The sequence below is a fragment of the Leucobacter sp. MMO-125 genome (assembly GCF_037148395.1).
In the GTDB taxonomy this organism is placed as follows: domain Bacteria; phylum Actinomycetota; class Actinomycetes; order Actinomycetales; family Microbacteriaceae; genus Leucobacter.
In genome coordinates this window covers 196,710-214,508 of sequence record NZ_JBBCTL010000002.1, presented here as the reverse complement: position 1 = coordinate 214,508, position 17,799 = coordinate 196,710, and the positions used below count along the sequence as shown (strand labels likewise).

General features: G+C 66.5%; 14 protein-coding genes. 6 read left to right on the top strand and 8 right to left on the bottom strand.

What is annotated here, in order from left to right:
• Positions 1 to 70: 70 nt before the first annotated feature.
• Entirely contained in the window at positions 71 to 1,609 is a 1,539-nt protein-coding gene (locus tag WFI54_RS05710) for an APC family permease (protein ID WP_336651832.1), read from the bottom strand.
• A 256-nt stretch (positions 1,610 to 1,865) separates the two neighbouring features.
• Positions 1,866 to 3,026, bottom strand: coding sequence for a DmpA family aminopeptidase (locus WFI54_RS05705; RefSeq protein WP_336651831.1), 1,161 nt, complete (start codon positions 3,024 to 3,026; stop codon positions 1,866 to 1,868).
• Positions 3,027 to 3,132: 106 nt separating this feature from the next.
• Between WFI54_RS05705 and WFI54_RS05700 the strand changes: the two genes are divergently transcribed.
• Together WFI54_RS05700 and WFI54_RS05695 are read left to right on the top strand one after the other, a co-directional pair.
• On the top strand, positions 3,133 to 4,608 hold the full coding sequence (locus WFI54_RS05700; protein ID WP_336651830.1) for an APC family permease: 1,476 nt from the start codon (positions 3,133 to 3,135) through the stop codon (positions 4,606 to 4,608).
• A gap of 29 nt (positions 4,609 to 4,637) precedes the next feature.
• A complete protein-coding gene (locus tag WFI54_RS05695) occupies positions 4,638 to 5,249 on the top strand; it encodes a hypothetical protein (RefSeq protein WP_336651829.1) in 612 nt (203 codons plus the stop codon).
• Positions 5,250 to 5,371: 122 nt separating this feature from the next.
• On the opposite strand, the gene hpaD is transcribed toward WFI54_RS05695, so the two are convergent.
• The 6 genes from hpaD to WFI54_RS05665 form a co-directional block, all read right to left on the bottom strand.
• Complete coding sequence (gene hpaD, locus WFI54_RS05690; protein ID WP_336651828.1) at positions 5,372 to 6,514, bottom strand: 3,4-dihydroxyphenylacetate 2,3-dioxygenase; 1,143 nt, start codon at positions 6,512 to 6,514, stop codon at positions 5,372 to 5,374.
• An 81-nt stretch (positions 6,515 to 6,595) separates the two neighbouring features.
• Complete coding sequence (gene hpaE / locus WFI54_RS05685; protein ID WP_336651827.1) at positions 6,596 to 8,092, bottom strand: 5-carboxymethyl-2-hydroxymuconate semialdehyde dehydrogenase; 1,497 nt, start codon at positions 8,090 to 8,092, stop codon at positions 6,596 to 6,598.
• Positions 8,093 to 8,137: 45 nt separating this feature from the next.
• Positions 8,138 to 8,824 carry a GntR family transcriptional regulator gene (locus tag WFI54_RS05680; RefSeq protein WP_336651826.1) on the bottom strand — a complete coding sequence of 229 codons (687 nt, stop codon included), beginning with the start codon at positions 8,822 to 8,824 and terminating at the stop codon, positions 8,138 to 8,140.
• Positions 8,825 to 8,826: 2 nt separating this feature from the next.
• Positions 8,827 to 10,326, bottom strand: a complete 1,500-nt coding sequence (locus WFI54_RS05675) for a fumarylacetoacetate hydrolase family protein (RefSeq protein WP_336652197.1) — start codon at positions 10,324 to 10,326, stop codon at positions 8,827 to 8,829.
• Positions 10,327 to 10,503: 177 nt separating this feature from the next.
• The gene (locus WFI54_RS05670) at positions 10,504 to 11,322 is read right to left on the bottom strand and encodes an HpcH/HpaI aldolase family protein (protein WP_336651825.1); all 819 of its coding nucleotides are present in this window, start codon (positions 11,320 to 11,322) and stop codon (positions 10,504 to 10,506) included.
• Positions 11,307 to 12,092 (bottom strand): fumarylacetoacetate hydrolase family protein, encoded by a 786-nt coding sequence (locus WFI54_RS05665; RefSeq protein WP_336651824.1) that lies wholly within the window; start codon positions 12,090 to 12,092, stop codon positions 11,307 to 11,309. Before WFI54_RS05665 ends, WFI54_RS05670 begins: the two co-directional genes overlap by 16 nt.
• A 302-nt stretch (positions 12,093 to 12,394) precedes the next feature.
• On the opposite strand from WFI54_RS05665, the gene WFI54_RS05660 reads away from it, so the two are divergent.
• The 4 genes from WFI54_RS05660 to WFI54_RS05645 all read left to right on the top strand — a co-directional run bounded on the left by WFI54_RS05660 (position 12,395) and on the right by WFI54_RS05645 (position 17,793).
• The gene (locus WFI54_RS05660) at positions 12,395 to 13,939 is read left to right on the top strand and encodes an ABC transporter substrate-binding protein (RefSeq protein WP_336651823.1); all 1,545 of its coding nucleotides are present in this window, start codon (positions 12,395 to 12,397) and stop codon (positions 13,937 to 13,939) included.
• Between the two features lie 181 nt (positions 13,940 to 14,120).
• Positions 14,121 to 15,062, top strand: coding sequence for an ABC transporter permease (locus WFI54_RS05655; protein WP_336651822.1), 942 nt, complete (start codon positions 14,121 to 14,123; stop codon positions 15,060 to 15,062).
• The gene (locus WFI54_RS05650) at positions 15,059 to 16,918 is read left to right on the top strand and encodes a dipeptide/oligopeptide/nickel ABC transporter permease/ATP-binding protein (protein WP_336651821.1); all 1,860 of its coding nucleotides are present in this window, start codon (positions 15,059 to 15,061) and stop codon (positions 16,916 to 16,918) included. The genes WFI54_RS05655 and WFI54_RS05650 overlap by 4 nt, the downstream gene beginning before the upstream one ends.
• Entirely contained in the window at positions 16,915 to 17,793 is an 879-nt protein-coding gene (locus WFI54_RS05645; RefSeq protein WP_336651820.1) for an ABC transporter ATP-binding protein, read from the top strand. Before WFI54_RS05650 ends, WFI54_RS05645 begins: the two co-directional genes overlap by 4 nt.
• Positions 17,794 to 17,799: the final 6 nt, after the last annotated feature.

Sequence of the window (17,799 nt, the reverse complement as noted above, 5' to 3'; positions counted from 1 at the left end):
AACGCGCCAGTAACGGCTGAGGGCCCGGGAGCATCGCTCCCGGGCCCTCAGCCGTTCCTGCGTGGTGCGGTTAGTGCTCGTCGACGACGACGATCGCCTCGGTGCCGTAGGCGCCCGGTTCGGTGCCGTGGCCGATTCGCTGGTACACCTCGGGTTTGCGCGAGCGGAGCACGAGGCCCCACACGATGCCGATGATGCCTGCCGCGAAGATGAGGCCGGGCAGGATGAAGGTGGTGGCGTCAGGTTGTTCCTGGCTCAGCATGAGCTGGAAGTTCGCGAGGATCATGATGAACACCCAGAGCAGTGCGAGGCCCGAGATGATGGGGGCGACGACGGTGGTCCAGATGCTCAGCCCGCGGCGGTCGCGACGGAAGAATCCGATGACTGCTGCGGCAATGATGGCCATGAGCAGCACGAGTGCTGCGGCGCCCGTATTGGTGAGCCAGGTGAACATGGTGAGCACGGGGTAGAGGAACGCCATCTCGCCGAACATCGCTTCTGCGGCCCCGAAGGCGTCGCCGGCGAGGGCGAAGCCTGCCACGATGATGACCGCGATGATGGTCTGTGCGACCGATCCGGCCCAGGGGGCGCCGTGCTTGCTGGTGTGCGCGAACCAGGAGGGGAGCACGCCTTCGCGGCCGAGCGAGAAGAAGTAGCGCGCAACGGCATTGTGGAACGACTGCAGCGCCGCGAAGAGGCTGGTGATGAACAGCAGCGTCATGATGTCGGCGAAGATGACGCTGGTGTGTTCGCCCATGAAGACGAACATGAGGTCGGGGCCGAACTCCTGCGAGGCGCCGACGATGCTCGACGGGCCGATGCCGACGGAGAATGCCCAGGCGCTGAATGCGTAGAAGACGCCGATGATGGCGACGGCCGCGTAGGTGGCGCGGGGTACGGTGCGCTTGGGGTCTTTTGCCTCTTCGCCGTAGATGGCGGCGCCTTCGAAGCCCATGAAGGCGGCGACGCCGAAGACGAGGATGATGCCGAGTGCCGGGCCGAAGAGCTGAGTGGGGTCAAGGGTCGCGGCTGACACGCCTTCGGGGGCGACATTCAGGGAGACGATGTCGAAGATGATGACAACGAGGAACTCGAGGCCCACGAGCACGCCGAGCACTTTGGCTGAGAGGTCGACGCGGTTGACGCCGAGCACGCCGACGACGACGATGCAGAGCAGGATCCACAGCCACCAGGGTGAGGCGAAGCCGAACTTTGCTTCGAGGAACATGGAGAGCTGGAATCCGAACAGCCCGTAGATGCCGACCTGCATGGCGTTGTAGGCGACGAGGGCGATGAGTGAGGCGCCGACGCCGATGGGGCGGCCGAGGCCGCGTGAGATGTAGGCGTAGAAGGCGCCTGCGTTGGTGATGAAGCGGCCCATGGCGGTGTATCCGACGGCAAAGACCGTGAGGATGACGGCGATGAGCAGGAAGCCGAGCGGCACGCCAAGCGAACCGGTCACGGCGAAGGAGGTGGTGACGCCGCCGGCGACGACGGTGAGCGGCGCTGAGGCCGCGATGATCATCAGGGTGATCGCGGGCACGCCGAGTGTGCGGCGGCTGAGACCCGCGTCGTGCGGCGCTTCGGTGGGGACTGCTGGGGCGGTCATGGTGGTTTCCTCTCGGGATGGCTGCGTTGCCGATGCGCCGAGGATGGCGCCGGAGGCATGCTCGTGTTGAGTCTATGAATCGGCAGGTGATGCGCGAAGAGGAAGGCTGTGCTGAGCGCGCACGGGGGTTGATGATGCGCGCAGTGCTGTCCAAATGGATAGTTGCGGATGGGAGGGCCTGCGGTGCGTGTGTGCGAGAGAGTGTGGCTGATGCGGTGCCGTGAACGGGCCCGCGCCGGGCCCGTTCACGGGGCGCTCACGCGGTGGCGAACGCGGCCCGCACCTCCGCGTGTGGCAGAGCGAAGCTTGCGTGGCTATTGCGGCCGACGGTGTCACGGGCCGCGACAAGGGCATTGAGCACCGCTTCCTCGGTGGCTTCGACGACGCCGGCGAAGAGCGGATCGATGCGCCCCCAGGCCAGGTGCGCGATCTGCTCCACCACCGGTCCCGCCGCCATGCGCGATCCGAAGGAGCCCTCGTTTGCCGTCGAAAAGGCCAGGAAGATGTCGCCTGAGAAGTGGCTGCCCGTGGTGCCGGTGCGGGCGAGCCCAAGCGGTACGCGGCGTGCGAGTGCTTCGCACTGGTCGGGGAGCAGTGGGGCATCGGTGGCGACGACCACGATGACGCTACCGGCGCCTGGCACGGCGCGAGCACCTGCGAGTTCCTGCTCGAACCAGTTGCTCGTCTCCATCGGATTCGGGGCCTGCGAGGCGCGGCCGAGCGCCCGACCGGCGAACTTGAGCTCTTCGCGTGAGCCGAAGTTGGCCTGCAGCAGTACGCCCACTGTGTACGACTCGTCGCCGATGCACACGGTGCGCGAGGCGGTGCCGGTGCCGCCCTTGAAGCCGTAGCAGTTCATGCCGGTGCCGCCGCCGACGTTCCCCTCGGCAAGCGGGCCACCGCTGGCCGCATCGAGGGCCTGCTCGGCATGCTCGGGGTGCACGGTGTCGGCGTTGATCGAGTTGAGGTAGCCATCCCAGGTCTCGCCCACGACGGGCAGCATCCACGCGGCCGCGCTCTCGGGGTGATGCGTTGCCATCCAGCGGTCGATGCCGCGGTGCACCGCGCCCACGGCGTGCGAGTTGGTGATGGCGATGGGGGCCTGCAGTTGGCCCGACTCCTCGATCCAGCTGCGCCCCGTGAGTTCGCCGTTGCCGTTCAGCACCGCGACGCCCGCAGCGCAGGGGAGGCCTGCGCGGTCTCGTCCGCGGGGCAGGATTGCGGTAACACCGGTACGAGCAACAACGGGGGAGTCGTCTGCGATCGTCACGTATCCGACTTCGAGGCCGGGCACATCGGTGATGGCGTTCAGTGGGCCCGGCTCTCCGTCGAGGGGCACACCGAGATCGCGGGCGCGCGGCGCTGCGCGAGGCGACTGCTGCTGCGTATCGGGTGAGTGATCCGAAGTATTGAACATTGTTTAATCCTTCCGTTTGTGATTACACTACCGTTCGGAGGCGATGGATGCGATTGTTTGATCGACGTTCGAAATACCTCCGAGATTCGATGACAAAGGAGTCGACATGTCAGCACCGTCCACCACAGTAACGGCGACGCAGGACGGAGCGCTCGCCGCAGGCAGACTCGGCACCTGGGACATCGTCTTCTTCGTGATCTCTGCAGCGGCACCTCTCACTGTGATCGTCAGCGGCGCCATCACCTCCTTCCGCATGGGCGGCATCGGCGCCCCCGGTGCCATCCTCTTCGCAGGGGCCGTGCTCATCTGCTTCGCGCTCGGCTTCACTGCCATGTCGCAGAGCGTGCGCAACGCCGGGGCGTTCTACGCTTACGTCTCGCGTGGGCTCGGCAAACCCGCAGGCCTCGCGGTCTCCTCGGTGACGGTGTTCGCCTACGTGGCGCTCGTCATCTGCTTCTACGGCTTCATCGGATTCTTTGCCGAGTTCACCTTCGCCGAACTTTTCGGGCTCGAACTGCCCTGGGGTGTCTACTCGATCGCGGCCGTGCTCATCGTGGGCCTGCTCGGTTACAACAAGGTCGACGTGGGCGCGAAGGTGCTCGCCGTGCTGCTCACCCTCGAGGTCGCGATCCTGCTCGTGCTCGCCGTTGCGGTGCTCACCGACGGCGGCCCCGAGCCCGCAAGCCTCGCCTCCTTCGACCCGCAGCATGTGTTCTTCGCCCCCGGCGCCGGCGCGCTCTTCGTGATCGGTTTCGGTGCCTACCTCGGCTTCGAGAGCACCGCCATCTACGCGGAGGAGGCGAAGCGCCCCGAGCGCACCGTGCCCCGCGCCACGATCATCGCAATCGCTTTCCTCGGTCTCTTCTACGCCTTCACCTTCTGGATCCTCACCCTCGCGTTCGGCGCCGACGGCCTCATTGAGCTCGCCCGCAGCGACGCCTTCGAGACGCTCGTCATCGAGGGCACCGGCAACTACGCCGGCGCATGGGCGGCGTTCGTCATGAAGATCCTCATCGTCACCAGCTTCTTCGCCTGCGTGCTCTCCTTCCACAACGCCTGCACCCGCTACCTCTTCTCGCTCGGACGTGAAGGGCTACTGCCGCGGGCACTGGGGCGCACCAGCGCTCGCAGCCAGTCGCCCGCCCTCGCAAGCCTCACGCTCTCGGCCATCTCGCTGCTCGCCGTGCTCGTCGCCCTGCTGCTGCGCGCCGATCCCTTCCTCGGGCTCGCTATCTGGACCTACGCCACAGGGGTGCAGGGGCTCGTCTTCGCGCAGGCCGTCACAGCCGTCGCAGTGGTTTGGTACTTCGTGAAGGATCGCCGCGGGCACAGCGTGTGGCGAGTGATCGTGGCTCCGGCCATCGGTGCCGTGGGCCTCATCATCGGCTACATCCTCATCATCACCAACTTCGAGGTGGTCACCGGGCTGACAGGCCCCATGAACCAGGTGCTGCTACTGCCGACGCCGATCCTGTTCATCGGAGGCATCATCGTGGGCCTCGTGCTCAAGCGCCGCAAGCCCGCTTACTATGCCAGCCTCACCGAATCGGTGCGGGTCGTACCGCAGCCCGTTGCCGAGTGAGGTCGCACCCGGGCCGGTAGGCTGACACCATGAACGCGACCGCGCGACGCCGCCACGAACGCCGCGAAGACATCATTCGCGCCTTCTGGCGGGTTGCGCGGTCGCGTCCCCGCAAAGCGGTCAATGTGCGCTCCGTCGCGGCCGAAGCTGAGATGAGCCCCGCCAATGTGCTGCACTACTTCTCGAGCCTCAACGAGTTGCAGATCACCGCGCTCGCAGGCGCGATGGAGCAGTTCAGCGAGCGTCGCCAGCGCATCATCGACAGACCCGAAACCGCCACAGCCCGCATCTACGCCCTCATCGAGGCCGGCGTGCCCGACGAGATCAGCGACGAACTGCGCTACGTGTATGAGAGCGTGTCGATCCTCGCCGAGCATCCCGAGTACCTGCCGGCGCACCGCGCCCTCACCGAGCGTCAGATCATGCTCTACCGCACAATCATCGAGATCGGTGCGGGCACAGGGGAGTTCACCCTCGCCTCACCGCCAGGCATGATCGCCCGCAACCTCGTCGCGCTCGAAGACGCCTACGACCTCTACCCACTCGTGGGCGACCGCACCCCGCGGGAAGAGTGCCGCGCCGCGGTGCGCAGCTACGCCGAGCTTGCGCTCGGCATCGCGCCGCAGGAGCAGGAGCAGTAGCGCTCGCGCTGCTCGGCCAGGCATCGGCCCGGCTCGCGGACGGATCGGGATCCGGATCCGCCCCCCCCACATGCAAATGGGCCCGGGCGCGCACTGCGCCCGGGCCCATCGAGAACCGCTCCCTAGAGCGTTTCGCCGAGCTTGAAGCCCTTCACATCGTCACCCTCGCGGGTGTACGAGAAGCCGTCGGCACCGATGGTCACGGCCATCTCGCTGTTGTCGGTGCGGGCCACGACAGGCTGCGGGTTGCCGTCGAGGTCGAGCACGAGCGAGGCGTCGGTGTACCACGACGGCACGACGGGGTTGCCCCACCAGTCACGGCGCTGGTTGTCGTGCACATCCCAGGTGACGACGGGGTTGTCCGGGTCGCCAGTGTAGTAATCCTGGGTGTAGATCTCGACGCGGTGGCCGTCGGGGTCGCGCAGGTAGAGGTAGAACGCGTTGGACACACCGTGACGGCCCGGGCCACGCTCGATGTGGTCGCTGAGACGCAGCGCGCCGAGCTTGTCGCAGATCGCGAGAATGTTGTGCTTCTCGTGGGTGGCGAAGGCGACGTGGTGCATGCGGGGGCCGTCACCGCCCGTTGCTGCGGTGTCGTGCACGGTCGGCTTGCGGCGCAGCCAGGCCGCGTAGACGGTGCCCTCGTTGTCCTGGATGTCTTCGGTGACCCGGAAACCGAGATCCTGGTAGTGGCGCACCGCGCGGGGCACATCCGGGGTGACCTGATTGAAGTGGTCGAGACGCACCAGCTCGCCCGGCTTCTGCAGGTCGTAGCGCCAGGCGAGACGCTCGACGTGCTCGGTCTGGTAGAAGAACTCGTAGGGGAAGCCGAGCGGATCGACCACGCGCACCGAATCGCCGATGCCCTTCACGAAGCCCTGCTCGTTGCGACGCACATCGCAGCCGAGCTCGGTGTAGAAGGCGACGGCCTTATCGAGATCTTCGGGGGTGCGCACCCGGTACGAGAACGCGGCAACCGCGGCGACCGGGCCCTTGCGCAGCACCAGGTTGTGGTGAATGAACTCTTCGGTGGAGCGCAGGTAGACGGCCTCGTCGTCTTCCTCGGTCACGTAGAGACCGAGCACGTCGACGTAGAACTCGCGTGACGCGGCGAGGTCGGTCACGACGAGCTCCATGTAGGCGCAGCGGAGGATATCAGGTGCCTCTGCCTGCGGGGTGGCCACAGGGTTGTTCGACTCGATCGGGGCCTCGGTGGTGACCCAGAAACCCGAGGAGGTCTTGTCGCTTTCGTTGAGTTTTGCCATGGGGAGCGTCCTTGCTGTGTGAGGGAGGGGGGAGGGGGGGCGGATCCGGGCCGCGCGGCGCGGCGGCCCGGATCACGAAGGTTACTTGCCGGCGCCGAAGCGGGGGAAGTGGGCCGTGCCGAGCGTGATGTGCACAGCCTGCTGGTCGGTGTAGAAATCGATCGAACGGTAACCGCCCTCGTGGCCGAGGCCCGAGGCCTTCACACCGCCGAAGGGGGTGCGCAGGTCGCGCAGGTTGTTCGAGTTGAGCCACACCATGCCGGCCTCGACAGCGTGCGCGAAGTTGTGCGCGCGCTTCAGATCGGAGGTCCAAATGTAGGCCGCGAGGCCGTACTTGGTGTTATTGGCGAGCGCGAGCGCTTCTTCTTCGGTGTCGAAGGGGGTGATCGCGACGACGGGGCCGAAGATCTCCTCCTGGAAGATGCGAGCATCGGGCGACACATCGGCGAAGGCAGTCGGGGCGACGAAGTTGCCCTCGGGGAAGCCCTCGGGGCGGCCCCCGCCGGCGATGAGGCGACCCTCGCTCTTGCCGATCTCGACGTAGCTCATGACCTTCTCGTAGTGCTCGGGGTGCACGATTGCGCCCACCTCGGTCTTCGGGTCTGAGGGGAGGCCCACCACGATGTTCTTGGTGCGCTCGGCGTAGCGCTCCACGAACTCGTCGTAGATGCCGCGCTGCACGAGGATGCGGCTACCCGCGGTGCAGCGCTCGCCGTTCAGGCTGAACACGCCGAAGACGGTGGCGTCGAGCGCGGTCTCGAGGTCGGCGTCGTCGAAGACGACGGCGGGGCTCTTGCCGCCGAGCTCCATCGACAGGCCCTTCAGGAAGGGGGCCGAGTTGCCGAAGATGATCTGGCCGGTGCGGCTCTCGCCCGTGAACGAGATGAGCGGCACGTCGGGGTGCTTGACGAGCGAGTCGCCGGCCGACTCGCCGAAGCCGCCGACGAGGTTGAAGACGCCGTCGGGGATGCCGGCCTCACGGAAGATCTCTCCCCACAGCGAGGCCGAGAGCGGGGTGAACTCGGCCGGCTTCAGCACCACGGTGTTGCCCGTCGCGAGGGCCGGGCCGAGCTTCCACGACTCGAGCATGAAGGGGGTGTTCCACGGGGTGATGAGGCCCGCGACGCCGATCGGCTTGCGGTTCACGTAGTTGATCTGCACACCGGGCACCTTGAAGGTGTCATCGTGCTGGGCCACGATCAGGTCGGCAAAGAAGCGGAAATTCTCGGCCGCGCGACGCGCCTGACCCTTGGCCTGCGTGATCGGCAGGCCGGAGTCGAAGCTTTCGAACTGCGCGAGCTGCTCATCGCGCGACTCGACGATGTCGGCAACCTTGTGCAGGATGCGCGAGCGCTCGCGGGGCTTCATCTTCGGCCAGGGGCCCTCTTCGAACGCGCGCTTCGCTGCGGCGACCGCGAGGTCGATGTCGGCCTTCTGGCCCGAGGCGGCCATGATGTAGGTCTCGTTGGTGACGGGGTTGAGCACCTCGAACTCTTCGCCGCCGACCGAGTCGACGTGCTTGCCGTCGATGAAGTGGCGGATCTTGTCTGGCAGCCCTGCGGGCTTTTCCTGGGTCATGCTTTCGCCTCCGGTAATGGGTTGCGGGTGTGGGTCTATGGGGTGTCAGGCGGCCTGAATCGGATGCCTGTCGCTCGTGTGCTTGTGCTCTTCCGCGTGGGTGAGCACGGCGTCGAGGGTGGCGGTGCGGTGTGCGCGGGCCATCATCTCGATGTCGAGCGGATCTGCGCGGCTCTCGATGAGTCGCAGCAGCCGTTCGTGTTCTTCGACCGATTGCTGCGCCCGCCCCGGCACGAAGCTGAAGGACGAGTTGCGCAGCACCTTCATGCGGTTCCAGCCGCGGTGCACGAGGTCGAGAATGTGCGGGTTGGGGCAGGTCTCGAAGAGCACGCTGTGGAACTCGAGGTTGAGTTCGGTAAAGCGCAGCGGATCGAAGGCCGTGAGCGATTCGCGCATGGTGTCGTTGACGGCGCGGGCCCGGGTGATCTGGTCTGCGGTGATGTGCGGCGCGGCGAGCCCGGTCGCCGCGCCCTCGACGAGCGCGAGGGTCTGCATGGTGTGCAGGTATTCGGTCTCTTTCACGAGGGAGACCTGCGCGCCGACGTTGCGCTCGAAGGTGACGAGCTGCTCTGCTTCGAGGCGGCGGATCGCCTCGCGCACCGGCACCACCGACATATCGAGCTCGTTGGCGATGGTGGCGAGCACGAGCCGGTAGCCGGGCACGTACTGGCCGCTGTCGATCCGGCTGCGGATCAGGCGGTATGCGCGCTCGGACTTCGATTCGGCGGCCATGATTACGCCTGCGCTTCCTGCTCGCCGCGTGAGGCCTCGTACTTCGCCTTCCATTCGGCGTTCATGGGGAAGAGGCCGTCGACGGGGGCGCCCAGCGCCACCTGCTCGGCCACCCATGCATCGGCTTCTTCCTGCGCGGCGGCTTCGCGGGCCACTTCGTCGAGCAGGAACGGCGGGATCACGATGACGCCGTCGCGGTCGCCCATGATGATGTCTCCGGGCTGCACGGCCGCGCCGCCGCAGGCGATGGTGACGTCGGTCTCCCACGGCACGTGGCGTCGGCCAAGCACGCTGGGGTGGGCACCCTGCGAGAAGACGGGAATGTCGAACTGCTGCACGGCTGCGAAGTCGCGCACGCCGCCGTCGGTGACGATGCCGGCGGCGCCACGCACCTGGGCGCGCAGGGCGAGCACATCGCCGACGGTGCCGGTGGAGGGGATGCCGCGGGCCTCGACCACCAGCACCTCGCCCTCGTTCACGGTGTCGAAGGCCCGCTTCTGGGCGTTGAAGCCGCCGCCGTACTGCTTGAACAGGTCGGGGCGGAAGGGGATGAAGCGCAGGGTTTTGGCGGTGCCGAGGATGGTGTCGCCCTCATGATTGGGGTGCACGCCGTCGATGAAGATGTCGACGTAGCCGCGCTTGCGCAGCGCGGCCGACACGGTTGCGACGGCTACGCCGTCGAGCAGTTCGCGGATCTCGGCAGTGAGCGGGCTCGCCTCTGCCGGCGCGTCAAGCGGGGTGGCGCGGCCTGCTGCGACGGCTGCCGCGTGCTCTGCTTCGCTGCCCCAGGCCTCGATGCGCTGCATGTTGTCGACGGCGGGGGTGTTGCCGAAGTCGCCGAAGGCGTGCTCGCCCTGGGTGACCCTGGTGATGAGGCGGCCGGTGGAGGGTGCGCCGGGCGCGTTCGGCGCATCGACCTCGACCTCGATCACGTCGCCGGGGATCACTACGGAGGAACCTGCGGGGGTGCCGGTGAGAATCACGTCGCCGGTTTCGAGGGTCATGTGCTGCGAGAGATCGGCGACGAGCTGGCCGAAGGGGAACTTGAGGGTGTCGCTGGTGTCGTCCTGCGCGAGTTCGCCGTTGACCCAGGTGCGCACGCGCCATTGATCCTGGCCGATGCCCTCAGTGGGGATGGCCTGGGGGCCGATGGGTGTGTAGCCGTCGCCACCCTTGTTGCGCACATTGGAGCCCTTGTCGGCGGCGCGCAGATCGTAGAGGCCAAAGTCGTTGGCGGCGGTGACGTAGGCGACGTGCTTCCAGCCGTCTTCAGGGGTGACCCAGCGGGCGGGTGCGCCGATGACCAGGGCGATCTCGCCCTCGAAGGCGAGCAGTTCGGTGCCTGCCGGGCGCTCGATGGTGCTGCCGGTGGGGGCCAGCGAGGATGCCGGCTTGAAGAAGTAAGAGGGGAATGCGGGGGTGCGGCCGCGCTGCGCGATCCGCGACGGGTAGTTGAGATGGACGGCGATGATCTTGCCGGGGGTCTCGATTCCGTACGTCATAGCTACCTCGCTCATCTGGCTCCGTTCCAGGACGGAGCTCGTTGTATTTCTTATCGTATACGATCTGGATAGGTTTGGGAAGTGCGCAGATCGATCCGCCGCTTCCCAACGCGCAGAGCCCCGAAGTCGCACTGCTTCGCCGCGGCGACAGGCACTTCGGGGCTCCACGGTGGCGTGCTAGTAACTGGCGCGCTCAGCGGTGGCCGCACCGGTAAAGCGATCCACCAATGCCTCGGTCTGGCGCGCGAGAATCGCAACATCCGCGCCCACGGCCACGAACGAAGCCCCGGCAGCGATGTAGCGCTCAGCATCGGCCTGCACAAAAGCGTTCACCCCCACAGGCTTGCCCGCCGCAACCCCGGCAGCAATCGCGTGCAGCACCGACGCCACCACCTCGGGATGGCCCTGCTGCCCGAGCAGCCCCATCGAGGCTGCGAGATCAGAGGGGCCGATGAAGATCGCGTCGACCCCATCGACGGCCACGATGCGTTCCACATCTGCGACCGCCGCAGCCGACTCGATCTGCACGGTCAGGCTGATGGTCTCCGAAGCGCGGCCCAGATAGCCCTCCACCCGATTCCAGCGGGCCGAGCGCGCGAGCGCCGAACCGACACCGCGCACCCCGCCGCCCGCGGAACCGTCCGGGTAGCGCACCGCTCGCACTATCTCCATGGCCTGCTCGGCAGAGTCAACCATGGGGATCAGCAGATTCTGCGCGCCCAGGTCGAGAAACTGCTTGATGGTGACGGTGTCACCGAATGGAGGGCGCACCAGCGGTGCCACAGGATACGCCGACATCGCGTAGAGCTGCGCAAGCACCGACTCGAGCCCGTTGGGGGAGTGCTCGGCATCGAGCAGCACCCAATCGCAGCCGCTGCCTGCGACGATCTCAGCGGTGACGGGGCTGCCGGCGCAGGCCCACAAGCCGATCAGCGGGCGCTCGGCGGCGGCCAGGCGTTCGCGCAGCGTCGCCGGAAGCTCTACACGAAGCGGCATGTCACCGAACCCAGCTCGTGGTAGTCGGCGTGCACAGTGTCGCCGCGCTCCACCCACATCGGCTTGGTGAAGGAGCCCGCGAGGATGATCTCGCCGGCTTCGAGGCGCTGCCCGTGCTGCGCCAGCTTGTTCGCGAGCCACGCAACGCCGAGGGCGGGGTGGCCGAGAATCGCGCCCGCGACGCCGGAGTCTTCGATGGTCTCGTTGCGGTACAGCAGAGCCTTCGCCCAGGTGAGGTCAAGTTCATCCACCTTCACCGGGCGGCCGCCCATCACCATGGCACCCATCGCAGCGTTGTCGCTGATGGTGTCGACGATGGTGCGACCCTCGAGTTCCAGGTGCGAGTTGAGCACTTCGAGCGCGGGCACCACATAGGCGGTGGCGTCGAGCACATCGAAGATCGAAGTGTTCGGGCCAGACAGCGGCTTTGCGAGCACAAAGGCGAGTTCGACCTCGATGCGCACGTTGGAGTAGCGGTCGAACTCCAGCACGGAGCCGGATTCGTAGACCATATCGTCGTGGATCACGCCGTAGTCGGGTTCGGTAATGCCCGTGGCGAGCTGCATCACCTTCGAGGTGAGGCCGATCTTGTGCCCCACGAGGCGAGCGCCGGCCGCGATGCGACGATCCGACCATACCTTCTGAATCGCATAGGAGTCCTCGACCACCATGCCGGGGTAGCGGGAGGTGAGCTTCGCCAGGATCGCGCGATCCTTGTCCGCCTGCACCAGTTCATCCGCGATGGATTCGATCTGTGACTGCTCGAGCACGAGGCCTCCAATTCTGCGTGTGCGCGGAGCTGCGCTCTGCAGCCCCGCGTCGCCTGACTGTGATCGTATACGATTCGCCCGGCGTGGCGCCAGTGTTGCGTCACTTGCGAACTGTGTCTTTTTCGTGACATTTCTGCCACAGCGCTCGACTTGTTTTTATTGTCAACGTGCGTAGAATGAAATCCGACGGCACGCCGAAGTGACGTCCATCGCATCTGATGGGACCCTATTCCCGGGCTGCGCGGTGGAGCTGCAACGGTGCCTCACCCTCACCCACATCTCCGAAGACGAGAGAAGTAGACATGATGAAGAAAACCCTCACGGGCCTCGCAGCAGTCGCTGCCGCGGCGCTCGCGCTGACCGCCTGCTCATCAGGCGGATCCGCTACCGATAACGGGGGCGCGAGCGGCGAAGGCGCCGTAGCACCCCTCAATATCGGGAACTTCCTTGACGTCACCTCATGGGATCCCGCCCTCGCCGACATCGGCTTCGACGGCCCCTACCTGTCCGCAATCTACGACCCGCTCGTCGTTGACAATGGCAAGGGCGAGCCCGAGCCGGCGCTCGCCACCAAGTGGGAGATCTCCGACGACTTCAAAACCATCACCATGGACCTGCGCACCGACGCTGTCTTCTCCAACGGTGAAGAATTCAACGCCGACGCCGCAGTCAAGAGCCTTGAATACCTCAAGCAGGGCGTGCGCTCGCAGGAGGCCTACACCAAGGTCGAGAGCTTCGAAGCCGTCGACGCAGACACCATCGCGATCCACCTCACGCAGCGCGACGACACCATCCTCTACTTCATGGGTCTCGGCCGCAGCTACATGATGGCACCCTCCGCCATCGACGACGGCAGCCTCGCCACCGCCCCCGTCGGCTCCGGCCCCTACACGCTCTCCGATTCGAGCGTCGCCGGCTCCGAATACCACTTCGACAAGGTCGCAGACCACTGGGCCGCCGCCGACTTCCCCTTCGATCCGCTCGTGATCTCGCCGCTCAGCGATCCGACCGCGATGCTCAACGGCCTCGAAGGCGGTCAGTTCAACCTCATCTACGGCGACCAGACCGGCATCGACATGGCCGCCGACAACGACTGGAACGTCAGCTCCGGCGTCGCCACCTGGGTCGGCCTGCAGTTCACCGACCGCACCGGATCCACCGAAATGGGGAAGCCCCTCGGCAACCTCAAGGTGCGCCAGGCGCTCAACTACGCCTTCAACGGCGCTGAGATGCTGGGCGCGATCGGCCAGGGTGCCGGCGTCGACACCAACCAGGTGTTCCCCGCCGACACCACAGGCAACCTGCCCAAGCTGAACGACCTCTACGCACCGAACATCGAAACCGCCAAGAAGATGCTCGCAGAAGCCGGCTACGCTGACGGCTTCGAGGTGAAGATGCCGATGGCACAGCCCTTCCAGGCATGGCAGGCCACCGTCGAGCAGGTCTTCGGCGAACTGAATATCAAGGTGACCTGGGACGAATACCAGTTCATGGACTACATGGGCAACGCCCCCACCTACCCGATGTTCATTGGCGTGATCTCCATGGATGGCAACCCCGTCGCCACCGTCGAGCGTCAGATCGTCAACCCGCAGCGGTACAACCCCAACCCGGGCATCGACGGCTTCCCCGAGATCAAGGCGCAGGCTGACAAGGTCTTCACCGCCGAGCCGGGCGAAGCGCAGACCGCCGAGATTGAGAAGCTCAATACGATGGTGACCGAGCAGGCCTTCTTCTCGGTGTGGTACCAGGCCAACAACGCCTACATCTCCACCTCGGAGTTCACCGTCACCCCGGTGATCGGCATGATGTTCCCGACCCTCCGCCACATCAACCTCGAAGGTTGATCCGCCCCTGAGCCCCGTTCCTCGCAGCTGTTGCAAGGAACGGGGCTCAGCGGCCGGGCCCACCCGAACCTCCTCGTCTTGAACGCGCGACGCGAGTCGCAGCAGCTCGCCACCCGCGATGCTGCGACGCGCGTCGCCCGCTCAGCACGACGATTTGTAAGAACTCGACCCAGGAGATCCGATGCTCTCATTTACGCTCAAGCGGCTGCTCTCGGGGGTGATCCTGCTGTTCGCCGTCGCAACAGGCACATTCTTCCTCGCGCACGCCGCGATCCCGGATCCCACCCTCGGCCTGCTCGGCAGCGCAGCCACGCCGGAGGCGCAGGCAGCGCTCGCGCAGAAGATCGGCACCGATCGCCCGCTGCTCGTGCAGTTCGGCGATTGGATCGGCGGCATGCTGCGCGGCGACTTCGGTGACTCCTGGAAGAACTTCCAGCCCATCGGCAAGCAGATCGCCCTGAAACTGCCGGTCACCCTCTCCGTGGTGACCGTCTCCATCCTGCTCTCGGCAGTGCTCGGCGGCGTGCTCGGCGTCATCGCAGGCCTCCGCCCCAACACCTGGATCGATCGCGCAGTCAAAGCCGGATCCGTGATCCTTTTCGCGCTGCCGGGCTTCTGGGTCGCCCTCGTGCTCGTGATGACCTTCGCGGTGCAGCTCAAATGGTTCCCCGCCGTCGGCTACACCCAGCCCTCACAGTCAGTGGGTGGCTGGCTGCAGTCGATCACCCTCCCGGCGATCGCCCTCGCACTCGGCGCGATCGTGATGATCGCCGAACAGCTGCGCAACGCCATCATGCAGGCCGACCGTCAGGACTACGTGCGCACTCTACGCAGCCGTGGTCTGCCCCAGTGGCGCATCGTGATCCACCTGCTGCGCAACGCCGCCCCAGCCTCGCTCACGATCCTCGCCCTCATGTTCGTCGGCCTGCTCTCGGGCGCCATCGTCGTCGAGCAGATTTTCGCCCTGCCAGGCATCGGTGCAATGACCCAGGGCGCCTCCCAGAACGGCGACATTCCGATGCTGCTCGGCATCACGGTGATCACCGTCATCTTCGTCGTCATCGTCAACTTCCTGCTCGACATCCTGCTCGGCTGGATCAACCCGAAGGCTCGTGTGAAATGACCGCCCCGATCACCGACACCGTCGCAGACGCCGTCGACTCGCGCGGCGGCAGCCGCGGCTCGACGTTCGCCCGCTTCCTGCGCCGCCCCGCCGGCGCCATCACCACAGCGATCCTGCTGCTCATCGTGCTCGTCGCGGTGTTCGCACCCTGGCTCGCGCCCCACGACCCCAACGCCGTCGACCTCGAACTCACCCGCGCGCTGCCCAGCGCCGAGCACCCGCTCGGCGGCGACACCACCGGCCGCGACGTGCTCAGCCGCATCATCTGGGGCACCCAGATCACTCTGTGGGGCGCCCTCGTGGCAATCGTCACCTCCCTCGTGATCGGTGTGCCCTCGGGCCTCGCCGCCGGCTACTACGGCGGCGCCGTCGACCGCATCGGCACCTGGATCAGCGATGGCCTGCAGGCCATCCCCGGCATGATCATCCTGTTGATCGTCGCCGCGGCCTTCCGCAACGACTTCACCGTGCTCATGATCACCGTCGGTGTCTTCATGGCCCCCGGCTATTTCCGCCTCACCCGTTCCACCGTCATGGCGGTGCGCGGCGAAGCTTACGTCGACGCAGCGAAGGTGGCAGGCCTCTCCGACATTCGCATCATGGCTCGCCACGTGATCCGCGCCGTCATCGCCCCCATCGTCATCCAGTCGGCCCTCACCGCAGGCATGGCGATGGGCATGCAGGCCGGCCTGCAGTTCCTCGGCATCGGCGGCGGCACCACCCCCGGCTGGGGTGCCGCGATGAACGAGGGCTTCCGGGTCATGCGTACCGATCCGCTGCTGCTGCTGTGGCCCTCGCTCGCGCTCGGCATCACCATCGCCGCGCTCGCTATCATGGGCTCCACCCTCGCGGACGTCATCAGTGTCAAAACCCCCACGCTGTCGCGTCGTGAGCGGAAGCGGATCGCGCGCCTCAACGCCGAGAAGAAGCCCGCCGGTGCCACCACCACGACTACCGGCTCGATTTCGGTCGCCGCCGTCGACTCGGCTGTGCGTCTTGAGAATCTGCGCGTCAATTACGAAACCGCTGATGGTGAGGTCGAGGTGGTGCACGGCATCACCCTCGATGTCTCACCCGGCGAGGTGCTCGGCATTGTGGGGGAGTCGGGCTCGGGCAAGTCGCAGACGGTGTTCTCGATGCTCGACCTGCTGCCCAAGTCGGGCTACTACACGGCTGACGCGCTTTGGATCGGAGGCGAGGATGTCACCACGCTGTCCAAGCGCGACCGGGCTCAGTTGCTCGGACACGAGATCGGCTACATTCCCCAGGAGCCGATGTCGAACCTCGATCCTTCATACACGATCGGCTACCAGCTGACCGAACCGCTGCGTGCGGTGCACGGCATGAGCCGGGCCGAGGCGCGCGACCGGGCGCTCGCGATGCTCGACCGCGTTGGCATCGTCGACCCGGCGCGCGTGATGAAGTCGTACCCGCACGAGCTTTCGGGCGGTATGGCGCAGCGTGTGCTCATCGCCGGTGCAATCGCGGGTCGCCCGTCGGTGCTCGTCGCCGATGAGCCCACCACGGCGCTCGATGTGACCGTGCAGGCGGAGGTGCTCGAACTCCTGCGCGAGCTGCAGCAGGAGTACAACATGGCGCTGATCATCGTCACGCACAACTTCGGTGTCGTCGCCGACCTGTGTGATCGTGTTGTCGTGATGCGCTCGGGGTCGATCGTCGAGATCGACGATGTCGAGCCAATCTTCGCGAACCCGCACAGCGATTACACCCGCGAACTCATCGCGGCATCGCTCGACGGTGCCGAGAGTCGCGCCGAGCTCGACGCCGGGCTCGCCAGCACCGCACCCGCCCACCCCGGCGCCGTCCACGCCACGAACGAGGAGCAGCACGCATGAGCGAGACGATCAAGTCGCAGGCCGCGCCGGTGGTGCAGCCGTCGGCGCACGGCGAGCCCCTGCTGCGGGCCGAGAACGTCGTCGTCGAGTATGGCTCGCGGCGCAAGCCCAACCGGGTGCTGCACGAGGTTTCGCTCGAGATCGGTGCGGGGGAGTGCGTGGGTCTCGTCGGTGAGTCAGGCTCCGGCAAGTCGACGCTCGGCAAGGCGATCCTCGGCCTCGTGCCCGTGGCGGGCGGATCGATCACCTTCGATGGTCGCGACATCACGCACCTCAAGGGTCGCGCGCGGCGCGACCTCGCCTCCGATATTCAGGTGGTGTTTCAGGATCCCTACGGATCGCTGAACCCGATGATGACGGTCGGCGACATTCTCTCCGAGCCGCTTTCGACGGCGGGCACCTCCCGTGCCGAAGCGCGCAAGGTGGTCGGTGAGATGCTGGAGCGGGTGAACCTGCCCGCGAACGTGATCGACCGCTACCCGAGTGAGTTCTCGGGAGGCCAGCGGCAGCGGATCGCGATCGCTCGCGCACTCGTGCGTCGACCGCGGCTCATCATCTGCGACGAGCCTGTCAGCGCCCTCGACCTCACCACGCAGGCGACGGTGCTCGACCTGCTCATCGAGTTGCAGCGTGACACGGGGGTGTCGTACCTCTTCGTGTCGCACGACTTGGGTGTGGTGCGCCGCATCTGCCACCGTGTCGCTGTGATGTACCGCGGCAACCTGGTCGAGATCGGGGACGGCGAGGTGGTGACGCGGGATCCGAAGCACCCCTACAGCCAGCGCCTGCTCGCAGCCTCTCCCGTGGCCGATCCTGCACTGCAGGCCCAGCGCCGCGCCGAATGGCTCGCCCTCCGCGAAACCTCCGCTGTTTAGGCACTG